Raw genomic sequence first — 20,990 nt, forward strand, 5'->3', positions numbered from 1 at the left:
TATCGGGTTTTACACGATAGCTTTCTCCATATATCATTACCCATTGTTAGCTATTCGCCATGGCAACAATATCTTTTCCATCTAATATCCAGCGGCCGGCGCTGCGGTTCGCGGTATTGATCATGGCTTTCCCAACTTCCTCAAGTGTAATAAAACCTTTTGGGTAAATAAGGCGGCCTATAGGGTACATCCAGCTGATGTATTTATAAAATGGCAGGGTATTTTTTGCCCCCTTAAAGCTTTTCATAAAGCCGGGCCTGAAGTTAAATACCTGTTTGAAGGGCAGCTTCATCAAATCATTTTCGGTTTTACCTTTTACCCGGGCCCACATACTGCGGCCCTTTTCAGTACTGTCGGTACCGGCACCGGATACATAACAAAAAGTCATATCCGGATTAATTCGGCTCAAAATTTCGGCCACGTGCATGGTTAGCAGGTAAGTTACTTTATAATAAGCTTCTTCGCTCATCCCTACCGACGAAACGCCTAAACAAAAAAAGCAGGCATTGTAACCTTCTAACTGATCCTGAATGGGTTTGAGGTTAAAAAAATCAGCATGTATAATTTCCTTCAGTTTAGGATGTGTTACACCACAGGGTTTACGGTTAATAACCAATACTGCTTCAACCTTATCGCTCAATAAACATTGATGCAATACCCCCTCGCCTACCATACCGGTGGCTCCTGTTATAATAGCCCTTATTTTATTAGTTGTTTCCATGATACTGATGTAGCCGATTATACCTTTAAAATATTGTATCTTATAGCAGATTTATTTACCCATTCCTATACCTTGTGTTAATTATATGTTACAATACAAACAATTATATAACCATAACGCTTTAACAATAAATTAGTTGAAATGCCAAAATGGTTAAAAATAACCTTAAAGGTCGCCGGAGCGCTCGTTGGTTTAATTATAATTATGTTTATTGCCCTTACTGTTTATGTTAATAATAATAAACAAAGGGTGCTTGCTATGATCACCTCCGAGCTCAATAAAAACCTGAACGGAACGCTAACCATCGGCACTATTGATCCAACGTTATTTAAAGGTTTTCCTGGGGTATCTGTCGAACTGAAAGATGTAGTACTGAAAGATAACCGCTGGGCGCAGCATCATCATACATTGCTTACCGCCAAAGATTTTGAAGTATCAGTAAACGCCTCTGCCCTTTTAAAGGGCGAAGTGGTGATCAATAAAATAGATATCAGCAATGCCGATATCGATCTGTTTACCGATAGCACCGGCTACAGCAATACCTCGATATTTAAAACAAAACCTAAACTTGAAAAAGACCCGAAAGAAAAACAAACCAGTTCATCAACACAGATCGGGAGGTTTTCGTTAAACAAAGTGAATTTTGTGGTTGATGACCGTCATGCTTATAAACTATTCAAATTCGCTGTTAATGATATCCGGGGCCGCCTGGATTACCCTGCTAAAGGGTGGAACGCCGATATCGACCTGAATACGATAGCAAACAGCTTTTCCTTCAATACCAAAAAGGGAAGCTTTATGAAAAACAGGCTTTTAAAGGGGCATTTTGATATCAGTTATGATTATGCATCGCAGGTTATTAACCTTGCCCCCAATACATTAAACATTGGCGATAACCCATTTACCGTGGGTGCACAGTTTAATCTTAAATCGCCCGAAACTGATTTCACCATTAACCTGAAAGCGGATGAAATTTTATGGAACGATGCTGCTAACCTACTGGCTGCCAACATCACCAAAAGCCTCAAAATGTTTGATCTGAAAAAGCCAATTGATGTTACCTGCGATTTGAAAGGAAGTTTTGGCGGCGGCGGCGATCCGTTGATTTACGTTACGGCCAAGGTTAAAAACAATGTGTTAACTACCCGGGGCGGCACTGTTGAAGATTGTAGTTTTAATGGCGTATTCAGTAATAACTACATCAATGGCAAAGGTTTAAATGACGATAACTCGGTTATAAAGCTTTATCATTTTAACGGCAGCTATAAGAATATTCCATTTACTATTGATACCGCATTTATCAACAACCTGAATACACCGGTGGCTACCGGGATTTTCAGATCGCGCTTTCCCGTTACCAAACTTAACCCGGTTATTGGCGATGAAAGCCTGAAATTTACCAAAGGCATTGTTGATTTAAAACTTGCTTATAAAGCCGATATTGTAAATTTTAAATTCACCAAACCCTTCGTTACCGGTAATGTAGATATTAAAAATGCGGATGTAAATTACCTCCCTCGTGGGCTCGTATTCAAAAACAACTCCATTGCCTTAAAATTTACCGATAAAGATCTTTATATAAATAATATCCGCCTGCAAAATGGCAGTAGCGTAGTGTACATGCAGGGTAAGGTGAGCAATTTCCTCAACCTGTATTATACCGATCCACAAAAGATTTTGATTGTATGGCAGATCACCAGTCCGCAGATACATCTTGGCGAGTTTTTAGGCTTCCTGAACAACCGCGGATACGAAAGCAGTAAAAGCAGCGGAGGAGCGGGCAAAAGGATGTCTAATGCCAAAATTACCAATCAACTTAATACCGCCTTTGATAAAGGGCAGGCCGAACTTCACTTGCGCTTAGCCAAAGTATATTATAAAAAGTTTTTGGCGACAAGCGTTAATGCCGATATCCTTTTAGCCGACAACACCATGAAAATGCGCAATGTAAGCCTTAAAAGCTCGGGAGGATCATTGAGTTTAAGCGGCCTGGTGCTGCAGGGGCCAACCAATAATTTTGCCATTAGCACAACTATTAACCACGTAAATACTAATACTTTCTTTGCATCGTTTAACAACTTCGGTCTCAAGGATTTTACCAGCGATAACTTGCGGGGTTTTCTATCGGCAAGGGTTGATATTAAAGGCGGGATCAAAAACACCGGCGACCTGGTACCGAAATCAATAAAAGGATTTGCACAGGTTAATTTAACAGATGGTGCATTGGTAAACTTTGCGCCCATAAAAAGCGTAGGCAAATTTGCCTTCCCTTTTCGCGACCTGGATAATATAACTTTTGGTGATTTAAAAGCCCGGTTTGATCTTGATGGTGATAAAATAAAAATTGCGCCCATGCAAATTAACTCGAGCGTACTCAACATGGATGTGGAAGGTACCTATTCGCTATCGCGGGGTACTAACATAGCCCTTGATGTACCGATACGAAACCCGAAGAATGACAGCAAAATAGCAGATGAAACCGAACGTAATAAAAAACGTATGAAAGGCATTGTTTTACACATACTTGCCACCGATGGCGATGATGGTAAAATAAAAATTAAGTGGAACAGAAACCATAAAAAACAAAAGCAGATGATGATGAGCAGAAGACCGATGACACCCAACAAGCGCCCGAACCTAAACAAGATTAGTTTAATTTCAAAAAATATTTACATTCACCGTTGTTTCATGGTGTTAAAATGACACTATAATAGCAAATAAATGCTTACCTTTGTGCTGTTCATTATAGGGTAATATGTTGATTACACATTCTGGTTAGCACATTATTTTAAAACTTTTAAACCGCTCGCTCCTTACAGCAATAATATCAGTAGCAAACCCTCGTTTTAAATATTAAATACTTATCCCGGGTTCACAAATAAAGAAGGAAGCAAAGTTTAATGTAATCTGTTTTTACCTCCGGTTGTTTAACCCGGCACATGTATCTTATTGAACCGTTTTTAGCTTAATAATCTGTATTAAAAAATGAGACAACTTAAAATATCCCAATCAATCACTAACCGCGAATCGGCATCGCTCGAAAAATACCTGCATGATATTGGTAAGGTAGATTTGATCACAGCTGAAGAGGAAGTGATCCTGGCGCAAAAGATCCGTGAGGGCGACCAGGTAGCGTTAGAACGTTTGACAAAAACAAACCTTCGCTTTGTGGTATCGGTTGCTAAGCAGTACCAAAACCAGGGCCTTACCCTGGGCGACTTAATAAACGAAGGAAACCTTGGTTTAATTAAAGCGGCAAAACGCTTTGACGAAACCAAAGGCTTTAAATTTATTTCATATGCCGTATGGTGGATCCGTCAGTCAATCCTGTCGGCCATTGCCGAGCAATCGCGTATTGTGCGTTTACCACTGAACCAGATTGGCTCATTGAGTAAAATTCACAAAGCAGCTTCAAAACTGGAGCAGGAGTTTGAAAGACAGCCAACACCCGAAGAACTTGCAGACAACCTGGAAATTTCGGTTGATAAAATTGCCGATTCAATGAATAACGCCGGCAGGCAGATTTCAATGGACGCACCTTTCATCCAGGGTGAAGAAAACACCTTGCTTGACGTATTGGCCAGCTCTGATGCAGCAACAGATACCGAAGTAATGGCTGATTCATTATCACAGGAAATTAAACGCTCGTTAGGTATCCTTGCCGAACGTGACCGTGAAGTACTGATGTTATTCTTTGGCCTTGGTGGTCATGCACCTCACTCATTAGAGGAAATAGGTGAAAAATTTGATTTAACCCGTGAGCGTGTTCGCCAGTTAAAAGACAAGGCTTTGATGCGTTTACGCCACAATTCAAAATCAAACCTGTTGCAATCATACTTAAACTAATTCAGGATATATCCGCCTGAGTTTTTTATACTAAAAACGCGAATGAGTAAATTGTTCGCGTTTTTTTATGGGATGATGTTTTTAATTCCCTCCCTTGGGAGGGATGTGTTGGAATGAGCAGTGGCAGGGAGGGGTTATACGCTATTTTAAACGAATAAGCATATCAATGAAACCCCTCCCTACACCCTCCCAAGGGAGGGAATCGCACAATCTCGTACTTTTTTATTTACTCCCCACAAACTCTTTCCCCTTACGATACTGCGGCAACTCGTACCACGCCTTTGCAGGTCGGCTTGCAGGGAAGCCATGCTCGGCCCGGTAAGCCTTACGCTCGGCGGTAAAATGCCACCAGCTTTTTCCGGTGTCGCCATGCTTAATATAGTGTGATAATAATCGGTATGAATCCTCCACACATGGATCGGCCCAGGCGCCTACGTGGCGTTCAAATGCATTAAAAAGTTCAACTGGGTCTTTACCTTTTAATTGTTCTAAAGAATAATAGCCTTGCTGTATCAGCTCAGTCGCAAAATTGATCCCTAATGATGGGATACTTTGAAATTCAATCAATGCATTTATCTCCCTGGCGCGTTCGGCATCTGCATTTAATATCATTGCAACTTCATCCGGGGCGAAGGTAACGAGATCGGCAATCTTGGTTTTTTGAGCCCAGAGAATAGCTTTCTCTTCTGCCGTTAAAAGCAGGTTAATTGATTTCTTCATAATTCAGGCAGGTATATAACTAAGTTAAAAAGGAATCCTGAGAAATAAAAAAGCCTTCCAAACTAAATTGAAAGGCTTCGGGCATCTGCACATTTAAAATCTGCACATCTGCAATTAATATTTATTTCATCAGTTTGATAAAGTCATCAAACAAATACCTTGAATCATGCGGGCCAGGTGATGATTCCGGGTGATATTGTACCGAGAAGGCTTTTTTGCCTTTTACGCGAATGCCTTCAATAGACTGGTCGTTCAGGTTTACGTGGGTGATCTCCACTTTATCTGAAGCACGTACAGCTTCCGGCACTACACCAAAACCGTGGTTTTGTGAAGTAACTTCGCAATGGTTAATGATAATATTTTTTACCGGGTGGTTTAAACCACGGTGACCGTTAAACATTTTTTGAGTTGGGATATCGTTAGCCAAAGCCAGCAACTGGTGGCCTAAGCAAATCCCAAACATCGGCTTATCAGCAGCTAAAATTTCTTTTACAGTTTCAACCGCGTAAGGCATAGCTGATGGATCGCCGGGGCCGTTTGAAATAAAGTAGCCTGTAGGGGCAAAATCTTTTTCCATTTCGGCGTAGGTTGTTTTAGCCGGGAATACTTTGGCATAAACCTCGCGCGAATCAAAATTGCGAAGGATGTTTTTCTTTACACCAAGGTCAAGCACCGCTACACGGTAAGGAGCATCTTCGCTGCCAAAAGTATAAGTTTCGGTAGTTGTTACCTGTGATGAAAGCTCAAGGCCATCCATTGAAGGTACCAGGTCAAGCTTTGCTTTCAACTCATCCAGATCCAATATTTCTGATGAAATGATGGCATTCATAGCGCCTTTATCACGAATGTGGCGAACAAGCTGACGGGTATCTATATCAGATATACCAACTATGTTTTGCTCCTGGAAATAATCCTGTATCGATTCATCGGCCTGTTTACGGCTGTAGGCAATGTTATAATTTTTGCAAACCAGACCTGCAATCTGGATCCTGCCCGATTCCACCTCTTCATTAGCAATACCGTAGTTACCAATGTGCGCATTGGTGGTTACCATAATTTGCCCAAAGTATGAAGGGTCGGTAAAAATTTCCTGGTAGCCGGTCATGCCGGTATTAAAACAAATCTCGCCGGTGGTAGTACCCATTTTGCCAGCAGCTTTACCGTAAAAAACGGTGCCGTCGGCAAGCAGCAATATAGCCGGTAATTTGGTGAAATAATTCATCGCTTAAAAAAATTGAAAGGGTTAAATGATCGGATCGCCTGGTTCAAAGCCCCGTGAAAACTGATAGAAATATTGAAGTAAGGAACTTCCGGATTCACGGCGCAAAAGTAGAAAATAATTTCGGTATTCGGATGTGAGATTTCTGATTTATTTTGATTTCGGATTTCGAATGTGGGATTTCGGATTTATTAGTAATGAATACGCTCCCTGCCAATCAAAATAACAAATCAAAAACAGAAAAATCCGAAATCGAAATTCCGAAATTCGAAATCCAAAAATCACCTTCGAAATCAAAATTCCGAAATCCGAAATCATGCTTACCTTTGCACTGCGATAACACATTTATCAATGTCTGTAAATAAAGAAATAAAGCGTATCACCACCAATACCATCCAGGAGATGAAGGTTCGTGGCGAAAAGATCTCTATGCTTACCGCATATGACTATTCGATGGCTACCATAGTCGACGATGCCGGGACTGATATCATCCTTGTTGGTGATTCGGCCTCCAATGTGATGGCGGGTCACGAAACTACGCTGCCTATAACGCTCGACCAGATGATCTATCATGCATCATCTGTGGTACGTGCGGCTAAACGTGCATTGGTGGTTGTCGATCTGCCTTTTGGATCATACCAGGGCAACTCAAAGGAAGCGCTGAACTCAGCCATCCGCATTATGAAGGAAGCCGGGGCACACGCCGTTAAAATTGAAGGCGGCGTTGAAATAGCCGAATCAGTTAGCCGGATCTTAACCGCCGGCATCCCGGTAATGGGACACCTTGGCCTTACACCGCAATCCATATACAAGTTTGGAACATACACTGTACGCGCCAAACATGAAGCCGAAGCGCAAAAGCTGCGCGAGGATGCCCTTAAACTACAGGAGCTTGGCTGCTTTGGTATTGTATTGGAAAAAATCCCGGCCAAACTGGCGCAGGAGGTATCTGAAAGTCTGCAAATCCCTACAATAGGTATCGGCGCCGGTCAGCATTGCGACGGCCAGGTACTGGTGATCCATGATATGCTGGGGATTAACAAAGGCTTTAAGCCCCGCTTTTTACGCCAATACTCCAACCTGTATGATATCATGCACGATGCGATCAAAAATTACAATACCGACGTAAAAAGTAACAGTTTCCCTAACGAGAAAGAGCAGTATTAATTAGCCTATAGTTGATAGTTCATAGATCATAGTAAAAATGATGGCCATGAACTATTAACCATGAACCATGAACTAACACAAATGGCCCGTCCTGAATTTAATTATAGCAATGCCGATATTACCGATAAGGATGTTCTTTATGAGGACAACCACCTTATTGCCATAAATAAACGTGCGGGAGATATTGTACAGGTTGACGAAACCGGCGATGAGCCGCTGGACGAAAAGGTAAAAAAATACATCGCCAAAAAATACAGCAAGCCTAACGGCGCTTTTTTAGGCGTGGTACACCGCCTTGACAGACCGGTAAGCGGCGTGATCCTGTTTGCCAAAACCAGTAAAGCGCTCGACCGGATCAACAAAATGTTTAAAGCCCGCGAAATGCATAAAACCTATTATGCAGTAGTGCGCAAAAAACCATTTCCCGAAGAAGGCACCCTGGTACATTGGCTGGTAAAAAACTCACAGAAAAATGTAACCAAAGCCCATGACCGAGAAGTACAGGGCAGCTTACGCTCGGAGCTAAGCTATAAATTGGTGGGCGAGCTAAACGGATACTATTTAATTGAGGTTGACCCGATAACCGGTCGCCCGCACCAGATCAGGGTACAGCTTTCAACCCTCGGCTGCCCCATCGTAGGCGATAATAAATATGGCTATCCCCGCGGCAGCCTGCGCAAAAGCATTTGCCTGCATGCACGCAAGCTTACGTTTGTACACCCGGTAAAAAACGAACCGGTTGCTATTATCGCTCCCGTACCGCGCGATGGCTTTTGGGAAAAATTTGAGGGAATGATGGTAGGGTAAATTTGTCAGTAGTCAATCCATCGGTTCACATCGCCAAAACCCTTTCCCAGATCTCCTCATTAACAGGTATCCCATCCCGTAAATTCCGCTCTCTTGTTTTGAGCATATTTTCGCCAGGGTATGAAACCTGTTCACCATCAACAGGATTGCTGCTTTTGGTGTAGCCCAGGATTTCATTTATTAAACGCTCATTTTGCTCAGTGTCTGTTTTCAGGCAGATAAACACTTGCGATACGCCCCACTCCTTTTCGTGTTCGCTGATTTTTGAGGTAGATTTTCCTCCGCTTAGTAATGTCGCCAGCAGATCAAGCATCAGCGATAAACCCGACCCTTTCCAAAAACCAATAGGCAACATCCGTTTTGACTGCAAAATGGCATCGGCATCAGTACTTAAATTCCCTTCATGATCATAGCCACCGGGCAATGGCAAAGGTTTATTTTGCGATTTGCTCTCCATCAGCTTACCTACCGAGTATTGCGAAATAGCCATGTCCAATAAGACATGTCCGCCTTTACGCGGCACCGCAATAACCAGGGGATTATTACCAAGCCGCGGGTCGAGCCCGCCCCAGGGCGGCAGGTTAGCAATGGTGTTTGTAAAACAAATGCCTATAAATCCGGCATCAGCCGCCTGTAATCCATAAGTGCCACCACGCATCCAGTGGTTGGTATTTTTGATAGCCACACAGCCTATGCCGTACTCTCCGGCCAGTTCAACAGCCCGGCTCATACATGTGCTTGCGTTTAACATGCCAAGACCAAAATTACCGTTCCATTGCTCAATTGCACCCAGATTGTCTACCATTACAGCTTCAGCATCCGGTTTAAACAAGCCTTCCTTTACAGTTTGTACAAAAGCAGGAAACCGGTTAAGGCCATGACTGTAAACACCATCCCTGCTGTTGGCGGCGAAAATGGCGGCGCATTGCCGGGCTTTTGCAAGCGGCAGATCAATACTTAATAGTACTCTTTCAAATTCGGCTTCAAGTTTTTGGTATGGAACGCGCATTGGTTTTGAAATAAATTTAATTTATAGCGTTTATTACAGTGTACTGATGCAAGGTAATCAACCATATTTTATAATTTTGCCTTTAATAAATGAAAAGAACCCCGCTGTTGTTTTTCCTGTTTTTAATAAGTATTGCGCTGATTGTTAATTCATGCAAGAAAGATAACTTAAGCCACATACCCGGATTATTAGCAGGTAACTGGCAATTGGCTTCTATAACCGTTACCAATTATGTGGGTGATGCCCAGGTATCTTTAGATACCTTAAACCAAACTTGCCAGGATACCCAACTTTTTACCTTCAATGCCGACAATTCCTGCAGCTACACTAATTTTCAATGCAAATCAGATACCGCGAAGGGCCGCTGGTCACTTACTGCAAATAAATTATTTTTAATTTCGGACATGGTTTGTAAAGATACCACCAAAGCATCGGGCGGTACCTCAAAGCCATTTGAAAACACTAAAATAGTTACCTTGGGTAATTATTCGCTGGTATTAGAAACAGGGGATGTTGAACCAAACTATTCGGCAACAAAAAAACGACGCATTATGCGTTACGGGTTTATCAGGCAAAAAGTAACTGCCACCCAATAGTTTTAAATATTTTTAATTGTAAAATGGTTTTAATAGTTTCAATGCCAAGTAAACAGTCAGCCCGATGAAACTATTGTAGCTTCATCTTCGTTGAAAAATAAATTATCGATGAAAAAAAGAATTGCCATTTTCGCTTCAGGTTCCGGCTCAAACGCCCAAAAGTTAATGGAGCATTTTAAACGCAATGCCGATGCCGAAGTTGTGCTGATACTTACCAATAATCCTCAAGCTTACGTTTTACAGCGTGCCGATAACTTTGAGGTACCCTCGCATATTTTCAGTCGCCATGAGTTTTATGAAACAGACGGTGTTATCCGCCTGCTAAAAAACTTACAGGTTGATCTGATTGTGCTCGCCGGTTTTTTATGGCTTGTGCCCCAATCATTATTAAAAGCATTCCCCAATAAGATTATTAACCTGCATCCTGCCCTGTTACCCAAATATGGCGGCAAAGGCATGTACGGCGATAACGTACACCGCAAAATATTAGAAGATAAAGAAGAGGAAAGCGGCATCACCATTCACTTCGTTAACGAAAACTTTGACGAAGGCGAGATTATCCACCAGTCGAAATTTAAAATTGAACCGGGCGATACGCTTGAGATCGTAAAATTTAAAGGCCAGCAGTTAGAGCATAATCATTTCCCGAAAGTTGTTGAGGCGCTGTTGAAAAAGATGAAAAGCTGAGTTGTTTAGTGATTAGGGGGTTATCTAAGTTCTTTTATGGGTTATTAAAACAACAATGACCCATGTATAATTCCGTAAACAGTCAATTCACCATCAACAATTTTAAAGGCTATAACCCAGTCATTGAAATGACTGCAAGAATATTTGAACGCGGCTAAAACCTTATGGTTACAAATGGAATGCTGTACTCCAGGTACAGCTAATCTTTTGATAGCTGTCTTGAATTTCAAAGCATATCTTGCACCGCTTCCCGGTGTATTTTTCGATTCTACAAAATCAACAATCGCATCAATAACCTTTAAGGCCTTAGGCTTAATAGTAACGTTCAAAATACAGAATGGGCTTATTGAGTATATTTAGAAAAAGCTTTATCTAACGGGATAGCTTCTTCATCAAGATCTTTATTTAAATAATTAATCAGCTCTTCGTCTGTTGCTTTTCTTCCAATCCCCCTCGCGACGTCAATTGTATTCAAATCCTTAACTTCTTGTGTTTGCGCAGAAAGACCAAGCTCTTCAGCAAGCTGCATCAACAAGCGGGTCTTTTTTTCCGAATTTGATTGAATAATCACCGTAGTCATATACTAAGTTACCAATTATTTATGAATACCTCAACAATTAGCCTATCGAACGCACGGTAATACACATTAAATATCGCCTGCTATAAAATTTCGATGTGGATAAATATCGATCCTATGCTAATAACTAATCTCTAATTAACTAACCTCCAATTAACTAAATATCACTACCTTTGCGGCTCAAAAAACAGTGTGTACATGAGCCAGTCAGTTCAAATAAAAAATGCTTTAATTTCTGTTTATTACAAAGATAACTTAGAGCCCATCATTCATGAGTTAAACCGCCTTGGTGTAAATATCTATTCAACCGGAGGTACCGAAACTTTTATCCGCAATTTAGGTGTAAATGTGATCCCGGTTGAGGACCTTACCTCTTATCCTTCAATCCTTGGTGGCCGTGTTAAAACCCTGCACCCTAAGGTTTTCGGTGGTATTTTGGCCCGCAGGAGCTTTGATGGAGATAAACAGCAGTTAGAGCAATATGAAATTCCTGAAATTGATTTGGTAATTGTTGACCTGTACCCGTTTGAAGAAACTGTACAATCAGGCGCCGGTGCCGAAGATGTGATCGAAAAGATCGATATCGGCGGTATTTCTTTGATCCGCGCAGCTGCAAAAAACTTTAAAGACGTAGTGATCGTAGCTTCAAAAGATGACTACGCCGGCCTTGAAAATATCCTGAAAACGCAGGAAGGTGCTACCACAATTGATCAGCGCCGTTCATTCGCTCAAAAAGCATTCAACATATCGTCAAACTACGATACACATATTTTCAACTACTTTAACGAGGCTGAGCCGCTTCCGGTGTTTAAACAAAGTATCCAAACCAGCCAGGTTTTACGTTACGGCGAAAACCCGCATCAAAAAGGCACTTTCTATGGTAACCTTGATGCCATGTTCAACAAACTGAACGGCAAAGAGCTTTCATACAACAACCTGGTTGATGTTGATGCTGCAGTTGCTATTATTGATGAGTTTACCGAGCCTACTATCGCTATCCTTAAGCATACCAATGCCTGCGGTGTAGCTTCACGTTCATTTATTAAAGAAGCATGGATCGATGCTTTAGCCTGCGACCCGGTATCTGCCTTTGGTGGTGTAATTATTGCCAATGCCGAAATCGACGCAGAAACTGCTACCGAGATCGACAAGATATTTTATGAGGTGCTGATCGCTCCGGCATTTACAGACGAAGCAGTGCAGATCCTTTCCGGTAAAAAGAACCGCATCCTGTTGGTTCGTCAGCCGGTTGAACTGCCTGTTAAGCATTTCAAAACTTTATTGAACGGTGTAATCGAGCAGGATAAAGACGCTGTTATTGAAGGTCCAGCCCAAATGACTACTGTTACTGAAAAAGCACCAACCGAAGCCGAACTAAAAGACCTGTTCTTCGCTAATAAAATTGTAAAGCACACCAAATCAAACACCATTGTATTTGCTAAAAATAACCAGCTAATGGCAAGTGGTGTGGGTCAAACCTCAAGGGTTGACGCACTTAGGCAAGCGGTGATCAAAGCACAAAGCTTTGGCTTCGACCTGAACGGTGCGGTAATGGCGTCCGACGCTTTCTTCCCCTTCCCTGATTGTGCCGAACTGGCTGCCGAAGCTGGGATCACCGCCATTTTACAACCGGGCGGATCGATTAATGACAAGCTTTCGGTTGCCATGTGCAATGAAAAAGGTTTGGCTATGGTTACTACCGGCGTACGTCACTTTAAACACTAACATTTAAGGTTGACCGGGTTGATTTGGTGAGTAGTTTATTAGGTTAAAAACGTTTGATTGAAGAGTAGGGATTGATTTGGTGAAAAGGAAAAATGTTTTTAACCTGTTTTAACTTAATTTACCTGTAAATCCGGTCAACCATCTAATAAATAAGCTCTATCAACCCAACCCCAACACAATAAATGTGATTTTTTAACGCTTAAGTTTGCAAAATGCTAATTTATTTAAGCGTATTTTTATAAACTTTGCATAACATACTGAAAGAAATACCAGATGGGTTTATTTAACTTTTTTACACAAGAAATTGCTATCGATTTAGGTACAGCAAATACCCTCATTATACATAACGACAAAGTTGTTGTTGACGAACCCTCAATCGTGGCGTTCGACAGAACAACCAATAAAGTGATTGCCATAGGCAGGCAGGCTATGCAAATGGAAGGTAAAACGCACGATAATATCCGTACCGTGCGCCCGCTTAAAGACGGTGTAATTGCCGACTTTAACGCCGCCGAGCACATGATCCGCGGGATGATCAAAATGATTAACCAGGGCAAGGGATGGTTCTTTCCATCGCTGCGTATGGTGATCTGTATCCCGTCAGGAATTACCGAGGTAGAGAAACGTGCCGTGCGCGACTCGGCCGAGATTGCCGGCGCTAAAGAGGTTTACCTCATCCACGAGCCAATGGCTGCTGCTGTAGGTATCGGCATCGACGTGGAAGAGCCGATGGGCAACATGATCATCGATATCGGTGGTGGTACTACCGAAATTGCCGTTATCGCTTTATCAGGTATCGTGTGCGACCAGTCGATCCGTGTTGCGGGTGATAACTTTGATTCGGACATTGTTCAATATATCCGTCGCCAGCATAACATCATGATTGGTGACCGTACTGCCGAAAAAATTAAAATTGAGGTTGGCGCCGCGCTTCCTGAACTAAGCGAGCCACCGGGTGATTTTGCTGTACAAGGCCGTGACCTGATGACCGGTGTGCCAAAACAAATTATGGTATCATATACCGAGATTGCACATTGCTTGGATAAATCAATTTCAAAAATTGAGGAAGCGATATTAAAAGCGTTGGAAATTACCCCTCCCGAGCTTTCGGCCGATATTTATCAAACCGGTATCTACTTAACCGGTGGGGGTGCTTTATTGCGCGGTTTGGATAAGCGTGTGGCTGCCAAAACCAAACTACCCGTTCACGTTGCCGAAGACCCTCTTCGCGCCGTAGTACGCGGAACCGGCACCGCCCTTAAAAACATTGGCAACTTTAAATTTTTAATGCAGTAATTTAGATGTGAGATATTAGATATGAGATCTGAGACACCGGCTATCGATGTTTTCCGATCTCATATCTCACGTCTCATATCTCAAATCTAATCTAAGCAATGCGTAACCTTTGGATATTTATAACTAAGTATAACGCGTTTTTTTTATTCCTGATTTTTGAGATTAGCTCGCTGCTTATTTATATTAAATACAACTCGTTTCAAAAAGCGTCTTTTATTAATTCAACCAATAAGGTAACCGGTACCTTGTACAGCCAGGTTGATGCTTTAAAAGAATACCTGTCATTAAAAGAAGCCAACGATAGCCTTGCCCGCGAAAATGCCAAACTTCGCGGCCAGCTCAAAGCTTCTATGTATGTTGATACTGTTGAAAAACACAAGGTTAATGATACCGTTTACAAACAACAATATACTTATATTGTTGCCAAGGTAATCAATAATTCGTTCAATAAACGCAGCAACTATATTACTATTAACCGGGGCAGCAGGGACGGCATCCAAAAAGATATGGGTGTAATAACAGGTGCAGGCGTTGTGGGCCAGGTTATTGCCGTAACCGAGCATTTAGCTATTATCCAATCGGTTTTGCATAAAAACACGCGATTTAGCGCCATGCTTGCAGGTACTAAAGATATAGGCTCGTTTGTATGGGGTAACGATCTTGATCCGCACAGGGGTGTATTGATAGATATCCAGAATAATGCTCAGCCCAAAATTGGCGATACGGTGGTTACCTCGGGCTATTCGCTTTTTCCTACCGGTATACCGTTTGGCAAAGTTACCAACCTGCATGCCAAAGGCGGCGGTTTACTCATCAATGTTGAGGTAGCCTTAGCTGTTGATTTTACAAAGCTTCAATACGTTTACGTGGTAAATAACAAATTTGCCGGTGAACAAACGGTACTGGAGGCCGTACAAAACAAAAATGAGTAGAACTATCCTTGTTAACCTTGTTAGGTTTATAGTTTTGGTTTTTATGCAGGTTTTCCTGTTAAAAAACATAACGTTTTATAATCTTGCCACCCCTTATTTCTATATCCTTTTCATTTTGTTGCTTCCCTTTGAAGTACCTAATCCGTTGCTGTTTGTACTCTCGTTCCTGACAGGCCTCACTATTGATGCATTTTATGATACACCGGGGCTTCATGCTGCGGCCTGCGTTGTGCTGGCATTGGTACGTGTACTTTTCATCAGCATCACGGTACAAAAGGATGGCTTTGATAACGAGCCCGAACCTACTTTGAGTATCATGGGTTTCAGGTGGTTTTTTACTTATGTGTTGATACTTACTTTATTCCACCACTTTTTCCTGCTTAATTTAGAGGTTTTTAGTTTTTCTGAAATACAATACACACTAAGCCGTGTTGTTTTGAGTTCATTGTTTACCGTATTTTTAATACTAATTTCGGGCCTGCTATTTTTCAGAAGGAAAGAACGTAAATGAATAAGTTTTTTGAACGCCGCTACGTTGTTACCGGTATTTTTATAGCTATCATATTAGCCCTGCTGGGAAGGCTGTACTATATCCAGATAGTTGATGATAAGTACGAGATCTATGCCAACAGTAACGTAAGGCGTACTACCATACTTTACCCTGCCCGCGGGCCTATACTGGACCGTAACGGCAAAATCCTTGTACAAAACGAACCCATTTATGATGTTACCGTTAACCCCAAGGAAGTAAAACCTTTTGATACCATGTTATTTTGCAAAATGATAGGTATCGACAAAGAGGGTTTCGACAAACGCTTTACCAAGGCTAAAAAACAATCGCCCAATACAGCATCCGTATTTGAAAAACAACTTTCTGTTCAGTTGTATGCTTCATTGCAGGAAAAGCTGTTTGAGTTTCCGGGCTTCGCTATAGTGCCCCGCACCATACGCACTTATCCCGACTCGGTAGCCGCACAGTTTTTAGGTTTTATTGGCGAGGTCACCGACAGGGATATCAAACGCTCAAACGGATATTACCGCCTTGGCGATTATATCGGCGTTACCGGCGTTGAAAAGGCCTACGAAAACGTATTACGCGGTCAGCGCGGCGTACAGGTACAAATGGTTGATTCGCACGGTGTACCCAAGGGTTCATTTGCCAATGGCGCGCTTGATACCGTACCCCGTTCGGGCGAACGTCTGACCTCGTCGTTAGATGTTGACCTGCAAAGGCTCGGTGAAAAACTGATGCAAAACAAACTGGGCAGTATTGTGGCCATAGAGCCATCATCGGGCGAGATCCTATGTTATGTGAGCAGCCCTACTTACGATCCTAACCTCATGGTAGGCCGTCAGCGCGGTAATAACCTTGCCAAAATGTACAATAACCCGTATAAGCCATTTTTCATCAGGCCTATCCAGGCGCAATATCCTCCCGGCTCATCATTTAAACCATTAAGTGCCCTTATCGCGCTGCAGGAGGGCATCGTTAACCCGGGCGAAACCTACTATTGCACCGGGCACTACCGGGCGGGTAACAGGTTGGTCCCGTGTAATAAAGGCGAAGCACATGGTTCGGTAAACATGAGCCGGGCGGTGGCCGAATCATGTAACGGTTATTTTTCGATGGTATTTCAGCGTATTGTTGACCGGTACGGCGTGAAACGGACTGAAGCCAATTTTGCAGCATGGCGGGCCAATGTGATGAAATTTGGCCTCGGTGCTAGATTAGATCTTGACATGCCTGCCGAAAGCCGGGGCAACGTACCCACACCTTTGCATTACGACAACGTTTATCGCAAAGGCGGCTGGCGTTCAAGCACCATCATTTCATTGGCTATTGGCCAGGGCGAGTTATTGGCAACCCCATTGCAAATGGCTAACCTGGAATGTACTATTGCCAATCGCGGATTTTATTATAAACCGCATTTAATTAAAGCTATAGGTGCCAAAAACGTAATTAAAAAAGAATACGTTGAAAAAAACTATGTTGGGATAGATTCGGGATATTTTGAGCCTGTTATTAACGGAATGCAGGCAGTGGTTGAAAACGGTACAGCCCGCAGGTCAAAGATACCTGATATTATTATGTGCGGTAAAACCGGTACCGCGCAAAATCCACATGGCGAGGATAACTCAGTATTTGTAGCTTTCGCCCCGCGCGATAATCCTAAGATAGCGATTGCTGTTGTAGTTGAAAACTCGGGCGAGGGTGCGCATTGGGCCGCTCCTATTGCAAGCTTCATAGTTGAAAAATATCTAAAAGGTAAGATCAGCCCGCGCGAATCGGGAATTACAGTTGATTATTTTGCAAATGCCAACCGCCTGCCCGATCTTAGCCTGTATGCTCAAGATCTGCAAAAAGAACGCAGGCGTGACAGTATCAGGGCGGCAAAGGTTGATTCTATCAAAAAATTCAAAGCTGATTCAATTAAAAAGTTCAAGGCCGATTCAATAAAAAAAGAAAGGCGCGAATCAGCTTATAACAATAAACCGGTGAACTGGATTAAATCATTAACTGGCGGGAGGGCAAGATCATGAGCACTCAGCAGCGGAGTTTCTTCTTCAATGTAGATTGGCTTACAGTTTTTTTGTACCTGGTACTTTGCACCATTGGTTGGTTCAATATCCATGCTGCAGTTTTTGACACCAATCACCCGAGTATAGTCGATGCCTCAACCAATTACGGTAAGCAGTTCATCTTTATTTGCGTATCTGTAGTGATTGGTATTGTTATCCTGCTGCTCGAAAGCCGGTTCATTGCTGCCCTGGCCCCAGCATTTTATGTAGTAATAGTTTTGCTGCTGATACTGGTGTTGGTAATAGGCCGAAACGTAGGCGGTAACCAGGCCTGGATCAACATGGGCGGCGGTTTCCGGCTGCAGCCTTCGGAGTTTGCCAAGTTTGCAACCTGTTTATTGCTTGCGCGATATTTAAGCGGCACCAACATCCGGGTTACCGAACCCAAATCATTTTTAACGGCCGCCGTGATTATCGGGTTCCCGATGTTGCTGATCATGCTGCAGCCCGATACCGGTTCCACACTGGTATTTTGCTCTTTGATATTTGTTTTATACCGCGAAGGGCTTTCTCCTTATTTCCTGGTGATAGCGGGGTTGTTCATCACCCTTTTCGTTACATCGCTATTATACAATCCGCTGTATATTATCCTGATCCTGGCTGTAATAACCGCTTTCATTATCTTTTTATTTAAGCGTAACAGGCAGCTCATCAAAACCGTGATCATCGGCCTTGCAATCTCTATAGCGTTTATATTCAGTGTAAAGTTTATTTATACCCACGTTTTAAAGAAACATCAAACAGAGCGTATTAACATACTCCTGGGTATCACTACCGATTTAAAGGGAAAAGGCTATAATGTAAACCAGTCGAAAATAGCTATAGGCTCCGGGAAAATGTGGGGTAAAGGTTATTTACATGGTACGCAAACCCAATACTCGTTTGTACCCGAGCAAAGTACCGACTTTATTTTCTGCACCGTCGGCGAAGAATGGGGCTTTGCAGGTTCATTAACGGTAATAAGCCTTTTCATGTTCCTGATATTGCGGGTAATTCTTATTGCCGAACGGCAGCGATCCCCTTTTACGCGTATTTACGGTTACGGTGTAGCTTCAGTGTTGTTTTTTCACGTAGTGATCAATATCGGTATGACCATTGGTGTAGTACCCGTTATTGGGATCCCTTTACCGTTCATCAGCTATGGAGGCTCGTCGCTGTTAAGCTTTACCATGCTCCTGTTCACGCTCATTAAACTCGATTCAAACAGGAAATCGAATGTTTGATAATTTTAGTCAGAAGTCCGTAAGTCAGAAAGTTGGGGTACCTCTAAAATCGTCTTCACCATGAACCATCAACTATGAACTAAACCGCTACGAAGCAGGATATCTCCGTCGTAACAAAGCGTAAAACTTATCGGCTGTTGATGCTTTACTTTCCCAGTTATTTTTAACTACGTAGTTTGTTTTCAGGAAACGTTCGGCTTCTTCAAAAGTGTTAAATCGGTTTACTATCTCAATAGCTTCACTATAGGCCAGGCTGTAACCATTAAACAGATCTTTTATATAAAGCAGCTTATCATTCAGGTTTATGGCCGATTTAAGATCGGTAACCGGCAGCTCGGCAGTGGTGCTTGCCGCGTTGTTCGCTTTCTCAGCCTTTTGGGCCATGATCCTTTGATTAAAGGTTAGTACCTGCTGGTTGTTGCTTGTATCTGTTGAAGGAGCTGTAGCAACAACAGGTTCTGCTGCGGGTTTTATGGGCTCAGTTACCGGTACGGGCTTTGGCTGTTCGTCCATGGGTACTATCTCAACCGGCTTTTCGGGAAGTTCACCAATCAGCTCTTCCTGCTCAAACCTGTCTGCTTCATCATCCCAGGTATCAGCCTCGTTTAAATTTAGTTCAAAGCTGCTTCCTTCAGGAATTTCCTGTTGAAATGAATAAGTATCTGCCTCTTTTTCGGCAGCAATATTTATTTGCGGTTCGGGTGTTTCTTTTATTTCGGGCGCGGGGTTGATCACTTCTATTTTTACCGGGTTAAACGGCACCGGGGCCGGCGGTTCGGCATCGCTGGTAAGTTCTATCTTATCAACCGGCACAGGGACATGCTGTTGTACTACCGGTTCAAAAAAGCGCTGCTCATGCAAAGCTTCCTCCTTTGCAGGCGGAGGTGTTGCCGGCACCGGAGCGGGAGGTAACACCAGTGTCACCGGTGTGTGTTCTTCAGCTGCCGGCTGGTTTTTTTCTGCAAGCAGTGCAGGAGCAGCCGAGCGCTCGTTGATGCGGCGCAGTATTTCGGCATGGTCTTTTAAAAAATGGGCATTGGCTACAAAAAGTTCTAATTCAAGCTCGTTAAGTTCGCTGGGATCAGCTGCAAGGTAGTCGTATTGATCATTAAGCTCTTTTAAAATCCCACCTATCTTTTTAAATACATCCATTTGCTTCATGGCCTCAATGTTAGGAAAATGCTTACCAAAAATAGGATTAAATTCTGATATTTGCCGACTATAAAAGTCATAAATGGTATATCACGAAGAGGTTTTCAGGCGTAAAAGCGAAGTAGGCGGCAGTATTGAGGTTATCTGCGGATCAATGTTCTCGGGCAAAACCGAAGAGCTGATCAGGAGGCTTAACCGTGCCCGCATTGCCAAGCTTAAGGTTGAGATTTTTAGCCCTAAAGCCGATACCCGTTATGGCGAGGATGCCATCATTTCGCACAATGCCAGCAAAATAACTTCTACCCCGGTTGATAGCGCTTCGGCTATTTTACTGCTGGCCAGCGATGCCCATGTAATAGGTGTTGATGAAGCGCAATTTTTTGACGATGAACTCCCCGAGGTATGTACCGTACTGGCCAACCGCGGCGTACGCGTAATTGTAGCCGGTTTGGATATGGATTTTAAGGGCCGGCCATTTGGCTCTATGCCCAACATTATGGCCATTGCCGAATCGGTAACCAAGCTGCAGGCCGTTTGCGTAAGGTGCGGCAACCCGGCCCAATACTCGTACCGCCTGGTACATGATAATTCAAAAATATTATTAGGCGAGAAGGAAAGCTATGAGCCCCGCTGCCGGGCATGCTATAATACCGTTGCGGGTTAACATTTAATTAAATAATATATTTTTTATTTAATACTATAACTAAAACAAATACCGGGTATTTGTTTGTTA

20 protein-coding genes are annotated in these 20,990 nt (G+C 42.7%); 13 read left to right on the top strand and 7 right to left on the bottom strand.

What is annotated here, in order from left to right; all coding sequences use genetic code 11:
* Positions 1-46: 46 nt before the first annotated feature.
* Entirely contained in the window at positions 47-721 is a 675-nt protein-coding gene (locus tag BLP33_RS13115; protein WP_090528906.1) for an NAD-dependent epimerase/dehydratase family protein, read from the bottom strand.
* A gap of 141 nt (positions 722-862) precedes the next feature.
* Between BLP33_RS13115 and BLP33_RS13120 the strand changes: the two genes are divergently transcribed.
* Both BLP33_RS13120 and BLP33_RS13125 read left to right on the top strand, forming a co-directional pair.
* Entirely contained in the window at positions 863-3,424 is a 2,562-nt protein-coding gene (locus BLP33_RS13120) for an AsmA family protein (protein ID WP_090528908.1), read from the top strand.
* Between the two features lie 282 nt (positions 3,425-3,706).
* Positions 3,707-4,567 carry a sigma-70 family RNA polymerase sigma factor gene (locus BLP33_RS13125; RefSeq protein ID WP_090528912.1) on the top strand — a complete coding sequence of 287 codons (861 nt, stop codon included), beginning with the start codon at positions 3,707-3,709 and terminating at the stop codon, positions 4,565-4,567.
* A 222-nt stretch (positions 4,568-4,789) separates the two neighbouring features.
* On the opposite strand, the gene BLP33_RS13130 is transcribed toward BLP33_RS13125, so the two are convergent.
* Entirely contained in the window at positions 4,790-5,287 is a 498-nt protein-coding gene (locus BLP33_RS13130; RefSeq protein WP_090528915.1) for a helix-hairpin-helix domain-containing protein, read from the bottom strand.
* Positions 5,288-5,408: 121 nt separating this feature from the next.
* Entirely contained in the window at positions 5,409-6,509 is a 1,101-nt protein-coding gene (gene carA, locus BLP33_RS13135; protein WP_090528918.1) for a glutamine-hydrolyzing carbamoyl-phosphate synthase small subunit, read from the bottom strand.
* 348 nt (positions 6,510-6,857) lie between these two features.
* Between carA and panB the strand changes: the two genes are divergently transcribed.
* Entirely contained in the window at positions 6,858-7,673 is an 816-nt protein-coding gene (gene panB / locus BLP33_RS13140) for a 3-methyl-2-oxobutanoate hydroxymethyltransferase (protein ID WP_090528921.1), read from the top strand.
* Positions 7,674-7,733: 60 nt separating this feature from the next.
* Positions 7,734-8,480: an RluA family pseudouridine synthase gene (locus tag BLP33_RS13145; RefSeq protein ID WP_090528924.1), complete on the top strand. Its 747-nt coding sequence runs from the start codon at positions 7,734-7,736 to the stop codon at positions 8,478-8,480.
* A gap of 25 nt (positions 8,481-8,505) precedes the next feature.
* Here BLP33_RS13145 and yiaK read toward each other — a convergent pair whose 3' ends face one another.
* Positions 8,506-9,489 (bottom strand): 3-dehydro-L-gulonate 2-dehydrogenase, encoded by a 984-nt coding sequence (yiaK, locus tag BLP33_RS13150; protein ID WP_090528927.1) that lies wholly within the window; start codon positions 9,487-9,489, stop codon positions 8,506-8,508.
* Between the two features lie 89 nt (positions 9,490-9,578).
* On the opposite strand from yiaK, the gene BLP33_RS13155 reads away from it, so the two are divergent.
* Positions 9,579-10,085 (top strand): DUF5004 domain-containing protein, encoded by a 507-nt coding sequence (locus tag BLP33_RS13155; protein WP_090528930.1) that lies wholly within the window; start codon positions 9,579-9,581, stop codon positions 10,083-10,085.
* Positions 10,086-10,193: 108 nt separating this feature from the next.
* Positions 10,194-10,772: a phosphoribosylglycinamide formyltransferase gene (purN, locus tag BLP33_RS13160; RefSeq protein ID WP_090528933.1), complete on the top strand. Its 579-nt coding sequence runs from the start codon at positions 10,194-10,196 to the stop codon at positions 10,770-10,772.
* Between the two features lie 44 nt (positions 10,773-10,816).
* On the opposite strand, the gene BLP33_RS13165 is transcribed toward purN, so the two are convergent.
* Both BLP33_RS13165 and BLP33_RS13170 read right to left on the bottom strand, forming a co-directional pair.
* Positions 10,817-11,101: a type II toxin-antitoxin system RelE/ParE family toxin gene (locus BLP33_RS13165; RefSeq protein ID WP_175490006.1), complete on the bottom strand. Its 285-nt coding sequence runs from the start codon at positions 11,099-11,101 to the stop codon at positions 10,817-10,819.
* Between the two features lie 14 nt (positions 11,102-11,115).
* The gene (locus BLP33_RS13170; RefSeq protein WP_090528942.1) at positions 11,116-11,352 is read right to left on the bottom strand and encodes a hypothetical protein; all 237 of its coding nucleotides are present in this window, start codon (positions 11,350-11,352) and stop codon (positions 11,116-11,118) included.
* A gap of 195 nt (positions 11,353-11,547) precedes the next feature.
* Here BLP33_RS13170 and purH point away from each other — a divergent pair, with 195 nt between their 5' ends.
* The 6 genes from purH (at position 11,548) to rodA (ending at position 19,105) form a co-directional block, all read left to right on the top strand.
* Positions 11,548-13,074, top strand: coding sequence for a bifunctional phosphoribosylaminoimidazolecarboxamide formyltransferase/IMP cyclohydrolase (purH, locus tag BLP33_RS13175; protein ID WP_090528944.1), 1,527 nt, complete (start codon positions 11,548-11,550; stop codon positions 13,072-13,074).
* A gap of 273 nt (positions 13,075-13,347) precedes the next feature.
* Positions 13,348-14,370, top strand: coding sequence for a rod shape-determining protein (locus tag BLP33_RS13180; protein ID WP_090528947.1), 1,023 nt, complete (start codon positions 13,348-13,350; stop codon positions 14,368-14,370).
* A 98-nt stretch (positions 14,371-14,468) separates the two neighbouring features.
* Positions 14,469-15,302, top strand: a complete 834-nt coding sequence (gene mreC, locus BLP33_RS13185) for a rod shape-determining protein MreC (RefSeq protein WP_090528950.1) — start codon at positions 14,469-14,471, stop codon at positions 15,300-15,302.
* Positions 15,295-15,813 (top strand): rod shape-determining protein MreD, encoded by a 519-nt coding sequence (locus BLP33_RS13190; RefSeq protein WP_090528953.1) that lies wholly within the window; start codon positions 15,295-15,297, stop codon positions 15,811-15,813. Before mreC ends, BLP33_RS13190 begins: the two co-directional genes overlap by 8 nt.
* Positions 15,810-17,843, top strand: coding sequence for a penicillin-binding protein 2 (gene mrdA, locus BLP33_RS13195; RefSeq protein ID WP_090528956.1), 2,034 nt, complete (start codon positions 15,810-15,812; stop codon positions 17,841-17,843). The genes BLP33_RS13190 and mrdA overlap by 4 nt, the downstream gene beginning before the upstream one ends.
* Positions 17,840-19,105 carry a rod shape-determining protein RodA gene (rodA, locus tag BLP33_RS13200; RefSeq protein ID WP_175490007.1) on the top strand — a complete coding sequence of 422 codons (1,266 nt, stop codon included), beginning with the start codon at positions 17,840-17,842 and terminating at the stop codon, positions 19,103-19,105. Before mrdA ends, rodA begins: the two co-directional genes overlap by 4 nt.
* Before the next feature lie 87 nt (positions 19,106-19,192).
* Here rodA and BLP33_RS13205 read toward each other — a convergent pair whose 3' ends face one another.
* Entirely contained in the window at positions 19,193-20,266 is a 1,074-nt protein-coding gene (locus BLP33_RS13205) for a hypothetical protein (protein WP_090528962.1), read from the bottom strand.
* A 73-nt stretch (positions 20,267-20,339) separates the two neighbouring features.
* Between BLP33_RS13205 and BLP33_RS13210 the strand changes: the two genes are divergently transcribed.
* Entirely contained in the window at positions 20,340-20,921 is a 582-nt protein-coding gene (locus BLP33_RS13210; protein ID WP_090528965.1) for a thymidine kinase, read from the top strand.
* The last annotated feature ends 69 nt before the right edge of the window (positions 20,922-20,990 follow it).

The sequence above is a fragment of the Mucilaginibacter sp. NFR10 genome, from assembly GCF_900100445.1.
GTDB classification, from domain to species: domain Bacteria; phylum Bacteroidota; class Bacteroidia; order Sphingobacteriales; family Sphingobacteriaceae; genus Mucilaginibacter; species Mucilaginibacter rubeus.